Annotated in this window: 15 protein-coding genes; 7 read left to right on the top strand and 8 right to left on the bottom strand. The window is 74.7% G+C overall.

The window, feature by feature from the left end; all coding sequences use genetic code 11:
* Positions 1 to 2 precede the first annotated feature (2 nt).
* Positions 3 to 998 (bottom strand): membrane protein, encoded by a 996-nt coding sequence (locus tag C4T42_RS09965; protein ID WP_020092332.1) that lies wholly within the window; start codon positions 996 to 998, stop codon positions 3 to 5.
* Positions 999 to 1215: 217 nt separating this feature from the next.
* Between C4T42_RS09965 and thiE the strand changes: the two genes are divergently transcribed.
* From thiE to C4T42_RS09950, 3 genes are all read left to right on the top strand, one after another.
* Positions 1216 to 1944, top strand: coding sequence for a thiamine phosphate synthase (thiE, locus tag C4T42_RS09960; RefSeq protein WP_020092333.1), 729 nt, complete (start codon positions 1216 to 1218; stop codon positions 1942 to 1944).
* Positions 1941 to 2756, top strand: coding sequence for a bifunctional hydroxymethylpyrimidine kinase/phosphomethylpyrimidine kinase (gene thiD, locus C4T42_RS09955; protein ID WP_020092334.1), 816 nt, complete (start codon positions 1941 to 1943; stop codon positions 2754 to 2756). Before thiE ends, thiD begins: the two co-directional genes overlap by 4 nt.
* 136 nt (positions 2757 to 2892) lie before the next feature.
* Positions 2893 to 3519: an XRE family transcriptional regulator gene (locus C4T42_RS09950; protein WP_020092335.1), complete on the top strand. Its 627-nt coding sequence runs from the start codon at positions 2893 to 2895 to the stop codon at positions 3517 to 3519.
* Here the strand turns inward: C4T42_RS09950 and C4T42_RS09945 are convergent.
* From C4T42_RS09945 to C4T42_RS09920, 6 genes are all read right to left on the bottom strand, one after another.
* A complete protein-coding gene (locus C4T42_RS09945; protein ID WP_042673838.1) occupies positions 3494 to 4513 on the bottom strand; it encodes a helix-turn-helix domain-containing protein in 1020 nt (339 codons plus the stop codon). The genes C4T42_RS09950 and C4T42_RS09945 overlap by 26 nt on opposite strands.
* 252 nt (positions 4514 to 4765) lie before the next feature.
* Positions 4766 to 5344 (bottom strand): ABC-type transport auxiliary lipoprotein family protein, encoded by a 579-nt coding sequence (locus C4T42_RS09940; protein WP_020092337.1) that lies wholly within the window; start codon positions 5342 to 5344, stop codon positions 4766 to 4768.
* A 121-nt stretch (positions 5345 to 5465) separates the two neighbouring features.
* Entirely contained in the window at positions 5466 to 6548 is a 1083-nt protein-coding gene (locus C4T42_RS09935) for an MlaD family protein (RefSeq protein ID WP_020092338.1), read from the bottom strand.
* A 158-nt stretch (positions 6549 to 6706) separates the two neighbouring features.
* The gene (locus C4T42_RS09930; RefSeq protein ID WP_020092339.1) at positions 6707 to 7516 is read right to left on the bottom strand and encodes an ATP-binding cassette domain-containing protein; all 810 of its coding nucleotides are present in this window, start codon (positions 7514 to 7516) and stop codon (positions 6707 to 6709) included.
* 10 nt (positions 7517 to 7526) lie between these two features.
* A complete protein-coding gene (locus tag C4T42_RS09925) occupies positions 7527 to 8681 on the bottom strand; it encodes an MlaE family lipid ABC transporter permease subunit (RefSeq protein WP_026604795.1) in 1155 nt (384 codons plus the stop codon).
* Positions 8682 to 8729: 48 nt separating this feature from the next.
* The gene (locus C4T42_RS09920) at positions 8730 to 9905 is read right to left on the bottom strand and encodes an MFS transporter (protein WP_020092341.1); all 1176 of its coding nucleotides are present in this window, start codon (positions 9903 to 9905) and stop codon (positions 8730 to 8732) included.
* Between the two features lie 145 nt (positions 9906 to 10050).
* On the opposite strand from C4T42_RS09920, the gene C4T42_RS09915 reads away from it, so the two are divergent.
* Positions 10051 to 11349: a hypothetical protein gene (locus C4T42_RS09915; RefSeq protein WP_020092342.1), complete on the top strand. Its 1299-nt coding sequence runs from the start codon at positions 10051 to 10053 to the stop codon at positions 11347 to 11349.
* A 103-nt stretch (positions 11350 to 11452) separates the two neighbouring features.
* Positions 11453 to 11893, top strand: a complete 441-nt coding sequence (locus tag C4T42_RS09910; protein ID WP_020092343.1) for a DUF1489 domain-containing protein — start codon at positions 11453 to 11455, stop codon at positions 11891 to 11893.
* 71 nt (positions 11894 to 11964) lie between these two features.
* Here the strand turns inward: C4T42_RS09910 and C4T42_RS09905 are convergent, their stop codons facing one another.
* The gene (locus C4T42_RS09905) at positions 11965 to 19368 is read right to left on the bottom strand and encodes a hypothetical protein (protein WP_020092344.1); all 7404 of its coding nucleotides are present in this window, start codon (positions 19366 to 19368) and stop codon (positions 11965 to 11967) included.
* 288 nt (positions 19369 to 19656) lie between these two features.
* On the opposite strand from C4T42_RS09905, the gene C4T42_RS09900 reads away from it, so the two are divergent.
* Entirely contained in the window at positions 19657 to 19977 is a 321-nt protein-coding gene (locus tag C4T42_RS09900) for an Hpt domain-containing protein (protein WP_020092345.1), read from the top strand.
* Between the two features lie 133 nt (positions 19978 to 20110).
* Entirely contained in the window at positions 20111 to 20431 is a 321-nt protein-coding gene (locus C4T42_RS09895) for a 2Fe-2S iron-sulfur cluster-binding protein (protein WP_020092346.1), read from the top strand.
* Positions 20432 to 20510: the final 79 nt, after the last annotated feature.

Raw genomic sequence — 20510 nt, 5'->3', positions numbered from 1 at the left:
CGTCACCCCGCCCGCCGCGACGGCAGCCGCAGGCCCGGGGCCGGGCGCTCCAGCAGCACCTCCCGGCGGAAGCGCACCAGCCGCGCCGGCCGGCCGGCGGCGCCGCTGGTCACGCTCTCGGTCTCCTCCACCAGCCCCTGCTGGGCCACGAGGCGCCGGAAGTTCTGCTTGTGCAGCTGCGTCCCCGACAGGGCCTCCACGGTCTTCTGCAGCTGCAGCAGGGTGAATTCCGGCGGCATCAGCTCGAACACCACCGGGCGGTACTTGATCTTGCCCCGGAGCCGGCCGATCGCGGTCGCGAGCACCCGCCGGTGGTCGAACGCCATGGGGACGCCGGTCGGGTCGTTCGGCAGGGCCGGGCCGGGATTGCCCCGCGCCTCCGGGATCAGCCCGGCCTCGAACAGCAGCTCGTAGCGCTCCAGGACGCGCTCCTCGTTCCACGTACCGCCGTTCATGCCGAAGGTCAGGCCGAGGCGGTCGAGGCGGCGGGTCCGGGTGGCGCAGTCCGCGGGCTCGGACGCCCATTCGGCGAGCCGCGCCTCGATGGCGTCGAGCTGGCGCGGGCGCCCCTGCCGGAAATCCTCGTAGGGCAGGTAGCGGTACCAGTTCTGCCACGCGGCCTCGGCGAGCCCCGCCGGCCGCTCCTCGCGGACGAGCGCCAGATAGGCCACCGAGAGCGAGTGCACCCCCGACAGGGTCGCCGTGCCGGAGCGGTCGCGGTCGCCGAAGGTGTAGAGCTGCTCCACGTAGCCGAGGCGCTGGTGCGTCTGCCGCTCCACCCAGGCGCGCAGGCCCCGCTCCAGCGTGGCGTGCTCGGGGACGAGGGGGCCGGCCGGCAGGCCGTCGCCGCGGCCGGGCGCCTGGTCGGGGACCCGGATCGTCAGGGCGCGCGGCTCCCCCTTGGTCGCGGCGACGATCACCGCGACGAGGCCTACGGAGGAGCGCTCCGGCGGGGCCTGCCCCCCGCGCGCGTCCGTCTGCGCCGCGGCACCCGTCATCGTTCCTCGACCGTCCGTCCCCCGGGATGCGCCGTAGCGGATCCCACCTATAGGGGGACAGGATCGCCGCGCGTCAACGCCGCCGTATGACGGAGCGGGGGGGCCCGTCGACGCACCGCTGTCCACCCGCCGCTTGCCAACGCCGCGAGCCCTGCCCAAACAGGGGTCCGGGTAGGCTGGCACGGGACCGGCCGAGGCGGACCGAGCGACGACAGCGATGCCAGCGAGCGCGACTTCCCCCGCAGCTTCCCCCTCGACCCCGACCGGCAGCCGAGCCGTCGACCTGCGGCTCTACGGGCTCCTCGATGTCGGCGTCTGCGGCGCCGACGGGGCGCGGCTGGCGGAGCTCGGCGCCGAGGCGGTGGCGGGGGGCTGCACCCTGCTCCAGTACCGCGAGAAGTACATCGCCGATGCCCGCGCCGCCCTGGCGCGGATCCGGGCGATCCTGGCGGCGGTGGGCGGCCGCGTCCCGGTCCTCGTCAACGACCGCGTCGACCTCGCCCTCGCGGCCGGAGCCGACGGGGTGCATCTCGGCCAGGGCGACCTCCACCCGGCCGACGCCCGCCGGCTGCTGGGGGAGGGCGCGATCATCGGCCTCACCCTGAAGAAGCCCGCCCAGGCCGACGAATTGTACCGGCTGCCCGTCGACTACGCCTGCATCGGCGGCGTGTTCGCCACCACCAGCAAGGACAATCCCGACCCGCCGGTGGGCCTCGACGGCTTCGCCAGCATCGCCTTCCGCGCCCGCCTCGCCCGCGGAGCCGGCCTGCCGCTCGGCGCCATCGCGGGGATCGGGCTCGACAACGCCGCCGCGGTGGTCGCCGCGGGGGCGGACGGGGTCGCGGTGATCACCGCGCTGTTCGGCGCGGAGTCGGTGCGCCAGCGCGCCCGCGACCTGCGCGCGCGGATCGACGGCGCCCTGGCGGAGCGGGCCGGCGCCCGATGAGCGGCCCCGCGCCCATCGCGGTCACGATCGCGGGCTCGGATTCCGGCGGCGGCGCCGGCATCCAGGCGGATCTCAAGACCTTCTCGGCGCTGGGCGTCTACGGCGCCAGCGTGATCACGGCGCTGACCGCGCAGAACACGACGGGGGTCCAGGGTATCCACGACGTGCCGGCGGAGTTCGTCGCCCGGCAGATCGACAGCGTGTTCTCCGACCTCGCCGTGAGGGCGGTGAAGATCGGCATGCTGTCGCAGACCGCGGTGATCGCGGCGGTCGCCGACGGCCTGGCGCGCCACGCCGGGTCGATCCCGGTCGTCCTCGACCCGGTGATGGTCGCCACCAGCGGCGACCGGCTGATCACCGACGACGCCGTGGCGACGCTCCGCGAGCGGCTGCTCCCGCGGGCCGACCTGATCACCCCCAACCTGCCGGAGGCGGCGGTGCTCCTCGGCGAGCCCGTCGCCGCGGACGCGGCAGCGATCGTGGCCCAGGCGCGGCGGCTGGTCGCCCTCGGCGCCCGGGCGGTGCTGATCAAGGGCGGCCACGGCGCGGGGCGCGAGAGCATCGACCACCTCGTCACGGCGGACGGCACCCTGCGGACCCTGTCGGCGCCGCGGATCGCGACGCGCAACACCCACGGCACCGGCTGCACCCTCTCGGCGGCGGTGGCGGCGGGCCTCGCCCAGGGCTTGGCCCTGCCGGAGGCGGTGGCGGAGGCCAAGGCCTACCTCACGGCCGCCCTCGCGGCGGCGGACAGCCTCGCGGTCGGGACGGGGCACGGGCCGGTCCACCACTTCCACGCCGTCTGGACTTAGAGGCCGATCCGGCCGCCGCTTTCCGGTGCGCACGCCGCCGCGCACGCCGCCCGCCGCCTTGCAACCGGGCGTCGATTGCGTTTGAAGAAGCGCACGATCGTTCGGATAATGGAACGGTGCAGGCGGATCGGGGACGATGCAGGATCAGGCGGAACGGCCCGACCGGGCGCGCGGGCGCGACCTGCTGACCGGCGCGCAGGTGCTCTCCGGCCAGCTCGGCAAGACCATCCAGCGGCTGCGCAAGGCCTACAACCTGTCGCTCTCGGAACTCGCCGAGCAGTCCGGCGTGGCCAAGTCGATCATCAGCCAGATCGAGCGCAACGAGACCAACCCGACGCTGGCGACGATCTGGCGCCTGTCCCAGGCCCTCGACGTGTCGATCGAGCGGGTGTTGGCGGCCGGCGACGAGGAGCCGTTCATCGAGAAGACCTCCCGGGCCGACACGCCGATCCTCGTCTCCGAGGACGGGAAGGTGCGGCTGGCGATCATCGGCTGGCTCAAGACGATCGAGTGGCTGCAATGGTACGAGGTCACGGCCGACCCGGGCGGCGTCCTCGACTCGGACCCGCACCAGCGCGGCTCGGTGGAGTCGCTCTCGGTCACCGAGGGGGCGTTCGAGGTCGAGATCGGCGGCGTCGTGCAGCGGGCGCGGGCCGGCGAGACCCTGCGCTACCGCTGCGACCGGCCCCACCTCGTGCGCTGCACGGACGGTCCGGCCCGGGCCACCATGGTGGTGATCATGAAGGCCGCCGTGATGGAGTGAGGCGGCCCGGTCGGCCCTCCGGCCCACCCTCGGCGCCCCGCGCGAGGGCGCGCACGCGGTAGTCGCGGGGGCTCAGGCCGTAGCGCTCCTTGAAGCGGCGGGAGAAGTGGGACTGGCTGAGGAAGCCGCAGCCATACGCCAAGGTCCCCAGCGGCATGTGGAGGCAGCCCGGATCGGCCAAGCGCTTGGCGGCCGCCTCGAGCCTGCGGTGCCAGATCCAGTCGGAGACGTGCCGGTCCTGCGCGCGGAACAAGGCCTGCAGCCGGCGCAGGGACACGCCGGCCGCGGCCGCGAGCCGGGGCGGGTCCAGGGTCGGATCGTGGAGATGGGCCTCGAGATAGGCCCGGGCGCGCTGCACCACGACGCTGTCCTGGACGGGCCGCTGCGCCTCCCGCGCGAGCCGCTCCGCGAGGCTGGCGACGATGAGGTCGAGCCCCGTGGAAACCATGCTCTCGGCCACCTGGGGCGTCAGCCGGTCGCCCAGGCTGAGCAGGTTGCCCAGGAACGACCGGGTCAGGGTCGCGGTCGGCAGATCGCCGCCGACAGTCACGCCGGCGAACAGGCGTGCGGAGCCCAGAGCCCTCTCCAGCCGCTCCCGCGGGATCCCGATGGCCAGCACCTCGCTGTAGCCGCTGTGCTCGATCGTCCAGGGTGTATTCGTATCCCGGATCGAGAAGTCGCCGACCCGATCCGTGCTCGACCGATCGTACTGATCCGCGCGGACCTGTCCCGAGAGCACGATGCTCATGAACAGGTGGTCGGTCTTGTGGTTTTCATGGCGAAGCGTGCGCGGCGTCGTGGCCGCCCGCAGGTTGCGCAGCGCGAATTTCGTGAAGACCAGGCCGCCGATACTGGCCCCCTCGATCGTCGCGTGAAAGGGCTCGTCGTTGAGACAAGTCTGCGCCATCGGAACCAGGCGATCTTCGCAGATATCTCGCCAAAGGCGAAACTTGTCCTTCTCCAATACACCTTCAGTTGAGAACAGAGTCTGCATCGCGGCAGCCGTATGACCGCGATTGCTGCGAACCGCAACCGCGCCCCGTCCACGCACGCCGCCGCGGCGCCGCGGGACACGGATTGATCGGCAGGAAATCCCGCGCGCCCACGATGCACCGTCGGGCCCGTCCCATCACCCGTGGCGCCTGTCGGGCCGTGGAGCGGATCCGCGCGGCTGGCATTCGGAGGACGTTCCGTCGCGAGCGCCCCGCCCCGGCGGGGGCGTCGGCGCGGCCCGGCCGCGGGGCCGTCAGCGCCCGCTGTTCACCCAGCGCACCACGTCGGCCAGCACGATGCTCAGCGCCTGATCGAGGGCGCGGGCGCCGCTGCCGGCATCGATCTTGGACACCGGCACGCGGGCCGTGAAGATCCGCGCCGCCGCAACCCTGCCGGTGCCGTCGGCCACGAGCTTCAGCGACAGGTCGACCACCGCCTCGCCGGTCCCGGACTGCACGTCGAAGGCGCGGATCTCGCTGATCAGCTGGTAGTCGGCCACGACCTTGTCGCCGGGCCGGCTCACCGAGCGGAGCCGCCCGGAATTCTCCAGGCTCTGGATGAGCCGCGTCTGGATCAGGCGCGGCAGCCGGTCGGCCCACTGGCCGCCGCCCAGGAACGACAGGGCGCCGCCGTTCTCGCGGACGATGATCCGGTCGGCCTCGAAGGGCTGGATGCTCACCGGCTCCGAGACCGCGATCGAGCGGCCGGCCGCGATCGGCCGCCCCGCGGCCGGCAGCGCCGCGAGGTCGAAGGTGAGGGGCGCCGCGCCGCCGCAGCCGCCCAAGAGGGCGGCGAGCAGCGCGGCGGCGGCGATGTGGGACGAGCGGACCATACGCATGACCTGAAGGACCCCGCCGGCGAACGGCGGAGCTGTATAAGCTATGCGGTTAAAACTAATCCGCTGCGGCATCCGTGCCGTGCGCCGGGACACATCCGCCCGGCGACGCGGCATTTCACCGGCCACCGTTGTATTCAGGCAACGAAGGCTTGCCGCCGAAGATCACCTGGCTCGGGTCGCGCTCCAGGCTGCGCACCGTGCGGTTGAGGGTGCTCAGCGTCCGCTGCCCGTCGCCCGACAGGGCCTCGACCTCCCGGCGGCCGGTGCCGCTCAGCCGGCCGAAATTGGCCGAGATGCTGGCGGTGCGCTTGTCGAGGTTCTCCGACATGGTCCGGAACGCCTTGCCGGCGTCGCGCACCGAGATCGCCGCCGCGCGGATCTCCGTGAAGGTGCTGGAGCCCTCCTGGCCGGAGGCCGAGCCCAGGAAGCTCTGGGCGCCGTTCAGCACCGCGTCGATCTTGTCGGCCGAGGCGCTGAGCTTGCCGGCGAGCAGCCGGGCGTCGTGCAGGCCGGCCTCGATGTCGGGGCTGGCCTTGGACAGGGCGGCCGAGAAGCGGTCGGCGTTGTCGATCACCCGGCCGAGCTTGGCCCCGTCCACGGCCTTCACCAGCGCCGAGATGTTCGGGCCGGCATCGGCCAGCGTCTTCGAGAAGGTCTCGACATTGGTCAGCGACCGGTTGATCGCCCCCTCGTTGGCGGAGACCAGCCGGTCGAGGCGGGCCAGCATGTCGTCGGCCCGCTGCGCCACCTGGCGCGCCAGCGCCATCATGTCCTGCATGTCGGAGGAATCGGCGAAGATCGTCGGCGGCTCGCCGTTGGCCATCGGGGTCAGCACCGGCGCGTCGGCATTGCCGCCCGACAGGGAGATCACCGAGACGCCGGTGAGCATCGCCGAGTCGAGGCGGGCGCGGGTGTCGGCCCGGAGCGGGGTCGCGGGATCGACTTTGATCGTGGCGAGCACCCGGCGGGGATCCTGCGGGGCGAGGCGGATGTCGGTGACCTCGCCGACCTTGATGCCGTTGAAGTTCACGCTCGAGCCGCGCGACAAGCCCCCGACCGAGCCGGAGAAGACGATGCGGACGAGCTGGCTGACCTGCCGCGAGGAGCCGCCGGAGAGCCACAGCACGGTGCCGAAGCCCGCCAGGATGACGGCGATCGTGAAGGCCCCGATCAGGGCGTAGTTCGCGCGGGTTTCCATGCGCTCAACCTGCGGTTCTGGCCGGCGGAGATCCGGCCGGGCCTGGAGCCCCGGCTCCCGGAGGGGAGCAGGGCGGGATCTGGGTGGGACGGCGGCGATCGGGCATCGGGTCAGGCACGGGAGCAGGCACGGGATCAGGCATGGGATCAGGCATGGGATCAGGCATGGGCCGAGGCGCCCCCCGTCGCGATGGTCCGGGCGCGCTTGCCGTGGAAGTACGAGCGCAGCCAGGGATGGTCGCTCGCCAGCATCTCGTCGATCGTGCCGGCGGCGATGATCTGGCCGTCGCCGAGCGCCGCGATGCGGTCGCAGGCGGTGTAGAGGCTGTCGAGGTCGTGGGTGACCATGAAGACGGTCAGCCCCAGCGTCTCCTTGAGGGTCGAGACGAGGTCGTCGAACTCGCCCGCGCCGATCGGGTCGAGGCCCGAGGTCGGCTCGTCGAGGAACAGGATCTCGGGATCGAGCGCCAGGGAGCGGGCGAGCGCCGCGCGCTTGATCATGCCGCCCGACAATTCCGAGGGCAGCTTGTCGGCGGCGTCGGGCTTCAGGCCGACCATCTCGATCTTCAGCCGGGCGAACTCGTCGAGCAGGCGCTCGGACAGGTTCAGGTGCTCGCGCATCGGCACCTGGATGTTCTGCTTGACGGTGAGAGCCGAGAACAGGGCGCCCTGCTGGAACAGCACGCCCCAGCGCTGCTCCATCCGGCGCCGCTCCGCGTAGGTGAGCGCGTCGACGTCGCGGCCGAACACCTCGATGGTCCCGGCCCGCTTCGGGTTGAGGCCGAGGATCGTCCGGGTGAGCACCGACTTGCCCTGGCCCGAGGGCCCGACGAAGCCCAGGATCTCGCCGGCGCGGATGTCGAGGCTCAGGCCCTTCAGGATGTTGCGGTCGCGGAAGCCGACCACGAGGTCGCGCACGCGGATGATCGGGGCGGGGCCATTCGGCGAGGCGGTCATCGGGGCATTCATCGCGGCGGCCTCAGAAATCGATCGCGGCGAAGAACACCGCGAACAGGCCGTCGAGGACGATGACCATGAAGATGGACTTCACCACCGACGCGGTGACGTGACGGCCGAGCGATTCCGCGGAGCCCTCGACCGCGAAGCCCTCGATCGTGGCGATCACCCCGATCGTCAGCGCCATGAACGGCGCCTTGATCAGGCCGACCATGACGTGGTGGACGCCCACCGCCGCCTGGAGCCGGACCAGGAACTGGTCGAGGGTCAGGCCGCCGTAGAGCATCGCGGTGAGGCCGCCGCCGGCGAGCGCCGCGAGGTCGCCGATCAGCGTCAGCATCGGCAGGCCGATCATCAGCGCGAGCACCCGGGGCACGATCAGGATCTCGACGGGGTCGAGGCCCATGACCCGGAGCGCGTCGACCTCCTCGCGCATGCGCATGGAGCCGATCTCGGCGGTGATCGCCGAGCCGGAGCGGCCGGCGACCATGATCGAGGTGAGCAGCACGCCCATCTCGCGCAGGATCAGGAGGCCGATCAGGTTGACCACGAAGGTCTGGGCGCCGAAGCGCTGGAGCTGGAAGATGCCCTGCTGGGCGACGATGCCGCCCACGAGGAACGAGATCAGCACGATGATCGGCGTGCCGTTGAGCGCCACCTGCTGGATCTGGTTGATCAGGGCGTTGCCGCGGAACGTGCCGGGCCGCAGGGCGACGCGCCCGCAGGCGGCGATCAGCTCGCCCAGGAACGCGAGGGCGGTGACGAACTCGCGGCCGCCCTGCACGGTCCGGCGCCCGGTGGAGTCGAGCAGGCCGACGACCGGGCCGTGCCGCCGCGGCGGCGGCGCGTCCGGCTCGCGCAGCCGGACCTCGCCCAGCAGGGTGCGGTGCTCCGGGCGGGCGCCGAGATAGGTGAGGGCGCTGCCCGCCTGCTCGATCTCGGCGCGGGTCCGCTCCAGGACCCAGGCGCCGAGCGTGTCGAGGCGCTCGATCCCCGACAGGTCGACCGCCACCGGCCCGGCGCGGCCGGCCGCCGCGATGCGCGCGGCCGCGGCCTCGACGGTCGGGGCCTGGTCGGCGGTCCAGCGGCCGTCGAGCGCCAGGCGGCCGTCGGCCGACCGGTCCCGCAGCGCGGCGCCGGCCAAGGCGCCGGGAACAGTGCCCTCGCTCAGCAACACCCATACTCCTCGATCGAGGCACCACCCTGCCCGGCGGTTATGACGACATTACGGTTGACGATCCGTCTCCAACCTCACCCCCCGCGCGCGGCGGGACGCCAGGGCGAGGCCCAGGCCGGCGGCGGCGAGCGGCGCCATCAGCAGGAAGGCGAGGGGGCCGCCGGCCCGGTAGGCGACGCCGCTCCCCAGGGTCGCGACCACCGAGATCCCGGCATTGACCGCGCTGAGCGTGCCCTGCGCCCGGCCCCGCGCGCCGTCGGGGGCGTAGGCCGAGACCGCCGCCATGGCGCCGAGCTGGGTCGCCCCGAAGGTCAGGCCGTGGAGGCACTGGAGCGGCACCAGCGCGGCGAGATGGTCGCCGAGGAGGTACATGCCGATCGCCCGCAGGATCGCCGCGACGGCCCCGGCGCCGAGGAGCCGCACCGGGCCGCGCCAGGCGGCGGGCAGGGCGGGGAGGCCGGCGAACAGGGCGATCTCGGCCAGCACCCCGGTCGCCCAGAGCGCGCCGACCCAGGTCGGCGGGATGCCCTGGCCGGTCCAGTAGATGCTGCCGAACCCGTAGATCGCCCCGTGGCTCGCCTGGATCGCGGCCGCCGCGCCGATGCACAGCCAGAGCCGCCGCGGCAGCCGCGTCCGGCCGTCGCCCGCCGCCGACGGCGGCAGGGCCGCCACCGCGCGGCTGCGCCACGCCACCAGACCCGCGCCGAGGGCGAGGCCGGTCAGGAGCAGCGGCACGGCGAGCCGGCCGCCGAGCGCCGTCAGCAGCAGCCCGCCCGCGAGGTTCGCCAGCAGGAACGCGATGGAGCCCGCCATCCGGATCCGCGCGTAGGTCAGGCGGGCGTCTTGGCGCACGGCCGCGAGCGTCAGGTAGTCGATGCAGGGCACGAGCGGCGCGCCGGCGACCGCGTTGAGCACGATCAGCCCGGCCAGCAGCGGCCACCCGATCCCGGCCGCGGCGGGCATCAGCGCGTAGGTCAGGCTCAGGGCGAGGCTGCCGAGCAGGATCAGCCGCCGGGGCCCGAGGCCGCGGTCGAGGAGGCTCATCAGCGGCGCCGTGGCGGCGATCCGCGTGGCGATCGGCAGGGCGAGGAGGAGACCGATCACCCGGGCATCGAGCCCCAGGGCGTCGAGCCACAGGGGCATGAACGGCATCGCGATGCCGATCTCGGTGAACACCACGGCGTAGAGCAGCGACAGGCGCGCCGGGCCGGACGGGCGGGGCAAGGCGGGTCTCGACGAGCGGGGTGAGCAGGGAGGTGGGACCGGGACGGCGTCCGTAAGCGCCCGTTAAAGGCCCTCTGTCAAATTCGCCGCGATTGGCGCGCATCGGGGCCGCCGCCGCGCCCGCATTCAGCGTCCAGAGAGGCCCATGTTCGGTTCCGTCAACCCGAGCGCGCACGCTTCGGCCGAGTACGAGGCGATCGAGGCGACGATCAGCGCCAGCGAGCGCGGCCGCTGGTTCCTCGCCGAGTACGCCCGGCGCAACCGGGGCGCCGAGACCGAGGTGCTGCTCGGGGCGATCGCGCGGCTGGAGCGGAGCGTCACCGCCGACCGCGGGCAGGAGGCCTTCGGGCACCTGCGCGGCAATCTCCTCGATATGGCCGACGCGATCAGCCGGACCAAGGGCGAGATCGCGGCGCTCAACACCCCGAACGGCGACGAGACCCGGCTGACGCAGGCGTCCCTCGCCCTCGACGCCATCGTGCGCGAGACCGAGCAGGCCACCTCCGACATCCTCAGCGCCGCCGAGTCGATCCAGGAGGCGGCCTGGACCCTGCGCGAGCACGGGGCCGAAGCGCAGGCCTGCGACGCCCTCGACCGCCACGCGACCGCGATCTACACCGCCTGCTCCTTCCAGGACCTGACCGCGCAGCGCACCGCCCGGATCGTCTACACCCTGCGCTACCTGGAGGACCGGGTCTCCGCGATGATCGCCATCTGGGGCGAGGACGCGGTCCGGGTGCCGCCCCACCGGGGCGCGCGGCCGGCCGGCGAGCCGGCCGATCTGAACCAGAGCGACATCGACCGCTACATCGCCATGGACGTGCCGGCCGTCACGGTGGCGGCCCTCGTGGCCCGCCCCGGCAGCCCGGCGCTGCACGAGGATCTGGTGTTCCTGCCGGTCCAGGCGGAGGCCCGGGCGCCGGAGGCCGAGCCGGAGACAGAGGTCGCGGCCGAAGCGCCGGCCGCGCCGGAGCCGGTGGCAGAGGCCGAGCCGGACGCCGTGTCCGAGCCGGGGGGAGTGGCCGCGCTGGCATTCGCCCCGGAGCCGGACCTCGCCGCGCCGGGGGACGGGTCGGAGGCCGCACCCGCGGCCGACTTAGAGGCCGGCTTGGAGGCCGGCTCGGAGGCCGATCTGGAAGCGGACTGGGCGGTCGATCTCGAGGCCGCCCCGGAGCCGGAGCCGGCTCCGGAGGTCGCCTCCCTTCCCGTCGCCGATCCGTCCGCCGCGGACGCGCCGGAGCCCGCCACCGCGATCGAGGAGGCGTTCGAGGCGGACGTCGAGGCGGACGTCGAGGAGGACATCGCGCCGGACGTGGTCGACCTCACCTGGGGCGAGACCGTCGCGGCGGCGCCCCAGCCGGCGATGCCGCCGGAGGAGCCGGCCCTGAGCTTCGCCGAGATCGACGCGCTGACGCCGGAGCAGCGGCTCGCGCTCTTCGCCTGACGGGTCCGGCCCGGCGCCGGCGCTCCGGCGCAGTTCGACAGGCGCGCGCCGGCGCGGACCCTGCTATCAGGGGCGCCCCCGGCACCCCCGAGCACGCGCATCCGTGGCCCTGCACCTGATCAAGCTCTGCGTCGGCCCCGCCACCATCGCCGATCTCGAGGCCCGGCAGGCCCGCTTCCGCGCGGAGGCGCTCCGGGACGGCCGGCAAGCGGCGCCGTTCCACGTCACCCGCACCCTGCCCAAGCGCCACCGGGAGATCACCGGTCAGGGCTCGATCTACTGGGTGATCCGCGGGACGCTGTCCTGCCGGCAGGCGATCACCGCGATCGAGCCGCTCACCGACGCGGACGGCATCCCGCGCTGCCGGCTGGTCTTCGATCCCCGGCTCGTCCCGGTGGCGCCCCGGCCCTACCGGCCGTTCCAGGGCTGGCGCTACCTGACGGCCAGCGACGCGCCGGCCGATCTCGGGGCCGAGGCCTCGGGAGACCTCGCCGAGATGCCCGAGGCCCTGCGGCGCGAGCTGGTCGGCCTCGGCCTGCTGTGAGGGCGCGACGGGTCTCGTCGCCCCCGGTCAGGCGCCCGCCGGCGCCGCGAGCGGCCCCGGCGGGATCGGTCCTACGCCCCGTCGAAGCGCCCGCTGGCATGGGCCAGCATGGTGTAGACCTTGCCGGTCTCCGAGGTCAGGTAGGCGTCGGTGCGCTTGGCGTCGCTGTCGTTCTTGACCACGTCGCCGAGCAGGCGCTCGAACTCGCTGACGTAGCGGTCGACGCTGCGGCGGAACTCCGCGTCGGTCCTGTACCGGCGCTGGATCTCCGCGAAGGTGGCCCGGCCCTGCGGCGTGTAGATCCGCGGGTCGAACAGGTTCGGCTCGCCCCGGCGGTACCGCTCCCACAGGTCGACCGCGGTCCGGTGCTCGATCATCTTGGCGATGTCGGTCGAGATCGTGTCGAGGGCGATCCGCCCGGTCTCGGCGGCCGCCACCGCGGGGCGGCGGGCCGCCGGCGCGGGCGCCGGGGCGGCGGCCGGCGCGTCGGCCGCCGGCTCCTCGTCGTCGTCCAGCGAGGCGCGGGTCAGCAGGTCGGACAGCCAGCCGCGCTTGTCGCCGGCCTGCGCCGGGCGGGCGGTCGCGGACGGGCGCGGCGCCTCGATCTTGGCCGCGGCGGGCCGCGGCGTCGCCGCGGGCGCCGGCAGGGCCGGAGCCGCGGGGGCCGCCGTCGGCATCGCCGGTGCGACCGGGGCCGCGGCGGGCGCCGCCGCCGCGACGGCGCGGCCGCCGCTCTCCGCGACCCGGCGCTGGGGCTGCGCCTGCGGCTGGGCGACGTCGACCGAGCGGCCGGAGCGGGAGACCAGGGACGACAGCTCGTTGAGGGCCTTGATCTGGTCCGCTACCACCCGGCGCATCTCGCCGGTTGCGTCCTGCGTCTCGCGCGGCAGCTCGAGGACGCCCTTGGCGAGCTCGGCGCGGGTCGCGTCGAGTTCGCCGCGGATCGAGCCCGCCATCTCGCGCAGGGCCGAGAAGGAGTCGCCGAAGCTGGCCTGGGCCTCCTGGAAGCCGCTGCGCATCTCGCGGGCCGCCTCCTCGATGACCTGCCGGACGCCCTGGGCGGCCTTCTCGCCCTCGGCGCTGGCGCTGTCCTTCAGGTCGGCGAAGGCGCTCGTCACCGAGGCCCCGGCGCCCTGGGCCGACTGGGCCAGGGACTCGCCGACGCTGCGGGCACGCTCCTCGGCGGCGCGCAGGGTCTGCTCGATGGTCTGGGCCAGGGCGGTGCCGTTCTGCTCCAGGGCGGCGGCCCGGGCCTCGAACGCGGCCAGAGCCTCGGTCAGCTTGGTCTCGCGGCCCGACAGGGCCGAGTCCAGGCGCTCCTCGATGGCCGCCAGCGAGGCCGCGGCCCGGTCGAGGGCCGCCACGTGCGCGGCGGTCTGCTCGCCGAGGGAGCGGCCGCGGCCGTCGAGGGTCTCGGCGAGGCGCGAGGCCTCGCTGAGCGCCCCGTCGGCGGCGCCGCGCAGGGCCTCGACCTGGGCCGAGACGCCGGCGCTGGCCCGGCCGGTCTCGGCGGCGATGCGCTCCAGCGCCCCCTGGACCTGCTCGATCCGGCCGGCGAGACCCTGCTCGATCGCGCCGAGGTTGGTGTCGGCGCCGGCCACGAGGTCGGTCAGCGCCGTGTTGGCGGCCTCGATCCGCTGCAGCAGCGCGCCGAGCTCGCGGCCCATCCGGTCGTTGGTCTCGAACAGCTCCGAGAGCGTGCGGCCCGCGCCGTCCTCGACGGCGGCGCGCAGCAGCTCGGCCGAGGCCCGCGACTGCACGGCCAGCTCCTCGGTCCGCTCCCGCAGGCTCTCGGCGAGCGGCATTCCGGTTTCGGCGAGCGTCCGCTCGATCGCCTCGGCCCGGTCCGACAGGGCCCGCGACAGGTCCATCATCGGCCCGTCGATGGCGCTGCGCAGGCGCTCGACATGGCCCTCCAGGCTGTCGCCGACGGCGCGGCCACTGCCCTCGACGCTGGCGAGCAGCGCGCCGCCGCGCTCCTCGATGGCGCGCACCAGGGTCTCGGCGCTCTCGGCGAGGCGGCGGGACAGGGCCTCGCCGCGGGCGTCGACCAGGGCACCGAGCGCCGTGGCGCGGCGCTCGAACCCGGCCCCGAGGGCCTCGGTGCGGGCGTCGATCAGGCCGGCGAGCGCGGCCTCGCGGCGGCTGAGCGTCTCGGCCAGGGCCGCGTTGTGGGCCTCGACCTGCTCGGCATGGGCGCGGGCCCGCTCGTCGAGGGCGGCGACCAGGGACGCCGTGCGCTCGTCCATGAGGCCCGCGAAGGCCTCGTGGCGGTCGTCGAAGGCGGTGGCCAGGGTGTCGGCGCGCTGCGCCACCAGGGTCGCGAACAGCCGCATGCGGCTGTCGATGCGCTGCGTGAAGGCGTCGGCGCGGGCGTCGACGCCGCGGGCCAGGGCCTCGCTCTGCGCCTCGACGGCCTGCGCCAGGGCCGCGGTGCGGCCCTCGACCACGCCGTCCAGCTCCCGCAGCCGGGCGTCGAAGGTCTCGACCAGGGCGCCGGTCCGGCCCTCGACGGCGCCGTCCAGGGCGCGCAGGCGGGCGTCGAAGGTCTCGACCAGGGCGCCGGTCCGGCCCTCGACGGCACCGTCGAGGGCGCGCAGGCGGGCGTCGAACACCTCCACCAGGGCGCCGGTCCGGCCCTCGGCGGCCGCCACCAGGGCCTGGCCGCGGTCCTCCAGCAGGCCCTCGATCGCGGCGCGCGCCTGCTCGAAGGTCGCCCGCAGGGTCTCGACGCGCGCGTCGACCCGCTCGGACACGTCGCGGCCGGTGCCCTCGACAAGGGCGCCGAGGCGGTTCTGCACCCGGTCGAACAGAGTCTGCAGCTCGCCCGTCCGCTCCTTGAGGGTCTCGGCGAGGCGGTTCTCGCGCTCCTCGAGCAGGCCGGCGATCGCCGGGTTCACGCCCTCGATCGTGGTCTGGAGCGCCTGGGTGCGGTGCTCGATCGTGCCGGCGATCTGGCGGCCGCGGGTGTCCACGAGGCGGTCGATCTCGCCCTGCGCCCGCTCGAACAGGCCCTGAAGGTCGGACAGGCGGGTGTCCAGCAGATCCGCCATCTGGGCGGGCGCCGCGTCGAGGGTCGTGCGCAGGCCCTCGGTCCGGGCCGCGATGGCGTCGGCGACCTCCTGGCCGCGCCCGTCCACGAGGTCGCGCAGGCCGGCCTGGGCCTCCTCGAACAGGGTGTGGAGGCGCTGCGTGCGGGCGTCGAGGGTGGCGGCGAGCTGGCGCTCGCGGGTCTCCACCAGCGCGGAGACGGCGGCGGGCGCCTCCTCCAGCACCGCGCGGAGGGACTGAATGCGGGCGTCGACCGCGGCGGCGAAGCGGCCGCCGCCGCCCTCGACCACGCCGTCGAGGGCCGACTGAGCCTCCTCGAACAGGGTGCGCAGGGCCTGGGCCCGGGCGGTGAGGGTGTCGGCGAGGCGGGTGCCGCGGCCGTCGACCAAGCTCTCGAGGTGGCCCAGCCGCTCGTCGAACAGGCTGCCGAGCTGGCGGGTGCGGTCGTCGAGGGCGCCGGTGGCGGAGCCGAACGCGCCCTCCAGGGCGGCGACCATCGCCTGCCCGCGGCCGTCCAGCGCCTCGTGGATCGGGCCCATCCGGCCGTCCAGGGTGGCGGCCAGGGTGCCGGCATGGTCGTCCAGCAGGACGCGGATCTGGTTGGTCCGGTCGTCCAGCAGGGTGTGGACCGAGCGGACGCCCTCGTCGAGGAGGCCGCTGATGTCGGCCGTGCGGCTCGACAGGGTGTGGCCCAGGCGGCCCTCGCCGGCATCGAGCATCCGCTCGGCGTCCGCGATGGTCTGCTGGAGCTTGGCGAGCACGCTCTCGCCGCGCTGGTCGATGAGTTCGGCCAGCGAGGTGCCGCCGCGGTCGAGCAGGCGGGCGAGCTCGGTGATCCGGCCGCCGATCGCCCCGAACACGGCGCGGCCCTTCTCGTCGAGCTCGCCCGACATGGCGGCGATGCGCTCGTCGATCAGGCGGCCGATGAGGTCGGCGCGCTCCGCGAAGGCCGCGTGCACGGCCTCGGTGCGGGCGGCCAGCGCCGCGTCGGCGTTCTCGGTGCGCTCGTCCACCAGGCGGATCATCGAATCCGCGCGGTTCGCCAGCGCGGCCTCGAGGCCGCGGGTGGCCTCCTCGATGGTGCCGGTGAGGGCGCGGACGCGCTCGGCCATGGCGCCGTCGAGGCCGCCGGTCCGGTCGGCGATCATCGCCACGAGGTCGCGGGTCCGGCCGGCCAGCTCCTCGTCCACCGCGCGGGTGCGCGCCTCGATCAGGCGGATCGCCTCGAAGGCCTGGACGCCGAAGCTCTCGTCCACGAGGCGGGCGCGCTGGTCCAGGGTCTCGGCGATCGCCTGCAGGCGGCCGATGACGCCGGTGTCGAAATGGCCGGCGCTCTCCTCGATCCGCCGGGCGATCTCGCCCGTGTGGCGGGCGATGTCCTGGCCGAGCCCGGAGGTGCGGCCCTCCAGCATCTCCATCAGACCGCGATGGCCCTCGGCCATGACGCGGGCCATCTCGTCGGTCCGGGCGCGCAGCGCGTCGTCCACGGCGTTCGCGCGGCTGCCGAGATGGTCGTCGATCTGGCCGACCAGCGCCGCCACGGCGGCCGCGATGGCGGCGGCCCGCTCGGCCGAGCGCGTCTCCAGGCCGCCGAGATGGGTCTCGATCAGGCTGCCGGCCTCGCGGGCCCGGGTGGCGATCGTCTCGGCGACGGCCTCGCCCTTGCCGGTGAGGAGGCGGTCCATCTCCTCCAGCCGGGCGCCGACAGTCTCGCCCAGCGCGGCGGTGTCGCGGTTGATTCGGTCGGCCAGGATGTCGCCGCGGGCGATGGTCTCCTGCAGGGCGGCGAGGCGGTTGCCCAGCGTCTCGTCGATCGCCCGGACCCGGCCGTCGGCGGTCTCGGCGAAGCTCGCGCCGGTCTGGCTGAGGGTGTCGGCGATGCGGGCGCCCTGGCTCGCCACGGCGAGCACGATGTCGCGGCCGGTGCCGCTGATCCGGGCCTGGGTCTCGTCGGCGTGGCCGGCGAGCAGCTCGGCGACGCTCCGGCCGTGCTCGCCGAAGGCCGCCTCCATCTCGCCGATCCGGGCGGCGAGGTCGGCCGAGATCGCGCGGGCGGCCTCGGCGAGGCTGCCGGTGGCGTCGCCGGTCCGGGCGGCGAGCTCGCGGTTGAGATCGTCCAGGGCGGCGCGGACCGCCGCGACGGCGTCCGTGCCGCGGGCGCCGAGCTCGGTGCCGGCCCGGTCGGCGGCGTCGCGGAACCGGGCGGTGAGGATCGCGGTCTCGGCCTCGACCGCGCCGGTGACCTCGCCGGAGGCGTTGCGCAGGGTGTCCAGGGCCGCGGCGAGCCGGGCGGCGGCGTCCCGCGTCTGCGTCTCGGCGGCTTGGCTCGCCTGATCGGCGGCGGCCCGCAGCGCGGCGGCCGCCTCCTCGGTCCGCGCCGACAGGGCGGCGGCGGAATCCGCGACCCGGCGCTCGAACACCCGCACGGCCTCGAGGGTCCGGGCCTCGACCGCGCCGGTGGCGTCCTCGGCCGTGCCGCGCAGGGCATCGGTGGCCGCCTCGGCCCCGCGCCGGAGCGCCGCGACCGCCTCGGCGGTGCGGCCGTCGATCTCGCCCGACAGGCCCTCGACGGTGCCCCGCAGCGACTGGACCGCGGAGGAGGCCCCCGTCTCGAAGCCCCGGCCCAGGGCCGCGAAGGCGGCCTCGAGGTTGGCCGCGACCGTCTCGGTCCGGTGCGCGATGCTGCCGCCGGCCTGCTCGGCCGCCGCCGCGACCCGGTGCTCCAGGTCCGCGGCCCGGACCGTCACGGTCTCGTCGAGGCGCGCCGCGATGCCGTCCATCCGCTCGGCGAGGGCGCCGCCGCGCTCCGACAGGGCCTCGGCGATCCGCTCGGCGGTGCCGACGAGGTCGTCGCGCACGGCGCCCGCGCGGGCCGCCAGGGTCTCGCCGGCGCCGCTGGCGGCGAGCGCCAGGGCGGCCTGGGCGTCGCGCCCGCGGCCCTCGATCGTCTCGGCGACCGACAGGCCGGCGCTCTCGATCTCGGCGCGCAGCGCGAGGCCGCGGCCGGCGATGTCCTGGGTCAGGGCCGAGCCGGTCTCGGCGAAGCGGGCGGTGATCTCGGCGCCCATCGCGCCGAAGCGCTCGGTCAGCTCCGAGCCGCGCGACAGGAAGGCGGATTCGAGCCCCGTCACGGAGCGCTCGAAGGTCTCGCGCACCGTGCCGGCCTGGCGCTCCAGCGCGTCGCTCACGCGGCTGCCGGTCTCCTCCAGGGTCCGGGTGAGGGCGCCGGCATTCTCCGACAGGCGCTCGGCCAGGGCGGTGCCGGCGGCCTGGAAGGCGCCGGTCGCCGTGCCGGCGCGGTCCTCGAAGCTGCGGGTCAGGGTCTCGCCGACCTCCTGGAAGCTGCCGCGCACCTCCTGGCTGGTGGCCGCCAGCGTGTCGATCAGGTCGCTGCCGCGGGCGGTCATCAGGTTGACCACCCGGTCGCCGGCCTCGCCCAGGGAGGCGGTGATCGCGGCGCCGCGGGTCTCCAGCGCGCCGGTCACGCGCTCGCCCGCGCCGGTCACCGCGGAGACGATCCGGTCGGAGGCACCCTCCAGGTCCTGGCTCAGGCTCTGGTGCGACCCGGTGATGGCGCTGCGCACCCGCTCGGCGTTGGTGACGATCGCCTCGCGCTGGGCCACCAGCTCGTCCACGAGGGAGCGGATCCGGATCTCGTTGTCGGAATAGGCCCGCTCCAGGGTGGCGATCTCGCCGCGCACCAGGGTCTCCAGCTCGCCGGCCCGGGCGAGCGCCCGCTCGACGCCGTCGCCCACCGCCGCCACCTCGCGGCGCACGGTCTGCGACATGGTCAGGACCGCGTCGGTGGAGAAGCTCTCGGGCTCGGCCAGGCGCACTGCGACCTCGCCGACCGCGCGGGCGACGAGGCGCATCTCCTGGGCGCGCACCGCCAGCATGGCGGCGATCACGAACAGCACCACCGGACCGAACAGGGCCGCGGCGCCGACGCTCGCCTGGAGGGCCGAGAGGCCCGACAGGACGGCGCGCAGGTCGCCGTCGGACTTCGACCACGCGACCAGCACCAGGGCGCCGATCCAGACGGCGCCGGCCGCGAGGGCGAGCAGGTAGGGCTTGGGCGAGGAGCGCACCCGCAGGGTCTGCTGCAGGATGCCGATGTTGCGCCGGTCGTCGTTGGCCACGAGCGAGCGGTCGGGGGGCAGGAGGCCGCCCTCGCGGCGGGGGCGGTCCAGGCCCGGCGGCGGCAGGTCGGAGGCGAGCGGCGGGTCGAGGTCGAGGCGCGGCGGCATGGTCCGGCCGGCGTCGAGACCGCCGTCGCGCAGCGGGTCGGCGTCACCGACATCGGGCAGGCGCGGCTCGGCGCGGCCGTCGGTGCCGTTCGGCGTCAGGGCGTCGAGGTTCAGCGCCTGCTCGATCGCAGAGAGCGCGGCCTCGGCCGGGTCCTTCAGCTTCTTCTCGGTCGCCATACAACGCCTCGTTACACGGGTTCACCGGCGCCTGGAGAGGCTTGAGCCGGAGACGCAACGCCCCGTTTACCATTACAAGACTAAACTCGGGCAGCGACTGCCGATACCCGAGCCCTCGACCGGCCCCAGAAAAGGTTAACCGAATGGTTACCGGGCCCGTCGCTCGCCGCCTCCACCATCCTGCCGCAGGGGAGGGGTCGGGCGCGATCCCCACCCGGCGAATCAGGGGGTGAATTGTGTGGATCAGATCCGCAATCCCCGACGAATCCGGATGCCGGGAGCCCGAGCATGCAGGCCATCGACCCCGCGGAACTCGAGGCCCAGACCGGCGGCGACGCCGATCTGGCCCGTGAGGTTCTGGAGCTGTTCGCCGGCCAGTGCCGGTCGATCCTGCCGCGCCTCGCCGACCCGGCCCTGCCGCGGGCGCAGCGCGCCGACCTCGCCCACACCCTGAAGGGCTCGGCCGCGGGCGTCGGGGCGATCCACGTGCGGGCGCTCGCGGACGCCGCGGAGACGCGCCTGCGCGCCGGCACCGGGGCGGTGCCGGTCGACGACCTCGCGGCCGCGGTCGCGCGGGCGCTGGCGGAGATCGCGGAGGCGCGCGCCTGACGGTGTCGCCCAATGCGGCGATCGATCCGGGACCGGTGTCTAATGCCGCGCTTGCATTCCGCGTTTCCAGCCGCCAAGCAGGCACGCCGCCCGTCGGACAGATTGCGCTCGACGCGAGCCCGGAGCCCCCAGCATGCCCAAGATCACCTACGTCGACCACGCCGGGACGGAACGGACCGTCGAAGGCAGCGTCGGCGCGACCGTGATGGAGACGGCTATGCGCAACAACGTCCCGGGCATCGACGCGGAGTGCGGGGGCGCCTGCGCCTGCGCCACCTGCCACGTCTACGTGGCCGACGCCTGGATCGACACGGTCGGCAAGGCGCAGGACATGGAGCAGGACATGCTGGATTTCGCCAGCGACGTCCGCGAGAATTCCCGCCTCTCCTGCCAGATCAAGATCACGCCGGCGATGGACGGCCTCGTGGTGACGACGCCGTCCCAGCAGGGCTGAGACGGAAACCGTCTCGGTCGCGCGATCCCCGCCCGTCCTCGCGAGCGCAGCGAAGCGACCCAGGGTGGCACGACGTCCG

The organism is Methylobacterium sp. 190mf (assembly GCF_900107945.1).
In the GTDB taxonomy this organism is placed as follows: domain Bacteria; phylum Pseudomonadota; class Alphaproteobacteria; order Rhizobiales; family Beijerinckiaceae; genus Methylobacterium.
Note: the sequence above shows the minus strand (reverse complement) of the source record. Positions and strands in the feature narration are given on the sequence as shown.

Coding starts and splice junctions, on each gene's coding strand:
- C4T42_RS09965 (WP_020092332.1), bottom strand. CDS start 998: ATGACGGGTGCCGCGGCGCAGACGGACGCGCGCGGGGGGCAGGCCCCG.
- thiE (WP_020092333.1), top strand. CDS start 1,216: ATGCCAGCGAGCGCGACTTCCCCCGCAGCTTCCCCCTCGACCCCGACC.
- thiD (WP_020092334.1), top strand. CDS start 1,941: ATGAGCGGCCCCGCGCCCATCGCGGTCACGATCGCGGGCTCGGATTCC.
- C4T42_RS09950 (WP_020092335.1), top strand. CDS start 2,893: ATGCAGGATCAGGCGGAACGGCCCGACCGGGCGCGCGGGCGCGACCTG.
- C4T42_RS09945 (WP_042673838.1), bottom strand. CDS start 4,513: ATGCAGACTCTGTTCTCAACTGAAGGTGTATTGGAGAAGGACAAGTTT.
- C4T42_RS09940 (WP_020092337.1), bottom strand. CDS start 5,344: ATGGTCCGCTCGTCCCACATCGCCGCCGCCGCGCTGCTCGCCGCCCTC.
- C4T42_RS09935 (WP_020092338.1), bottom strand. CDS start 6,548: ATGGAAACCCGCGCGAACTACGCCCTGATCGGGGCCTTCACGATCGCC.
- C4T42_RS09930 (WP_020092339.1), bottom strand. CDS start 7,516: ATGAATGCCCCGATGACCGCCTCGCCGAATGGCCCCGCCCCGATCATC.
- C4T42_RS09915 (WP_020092342.1), top strand. CDS start 10,051: ATGTTCGGTTCCGTCAACCCGAGCGCGCACGCTTCGGCCGAGTACGAG.
- C4T42_RS09905 (WP_020092344.1), bottom strand. CDS start 19,368: ATGGCGACCGAGAAGAAGCTGAAGGACCCGGCCGAGGCCGCGCTCTCT.
- C4T42_RS09900 (WP_020092345.1), top strand. CDS start 19,657: ATGCAGGCCATCGACCCCGCGGAACTCGAGGCCCAGACCGGCGGCGAC.
- C4T42_RS09895 (WP_020092346.1), top strand. CDS start 20,111: ATGCCCAAGATCACCTACGTCGACCACGCCGGGACGGAACGGACCGTC.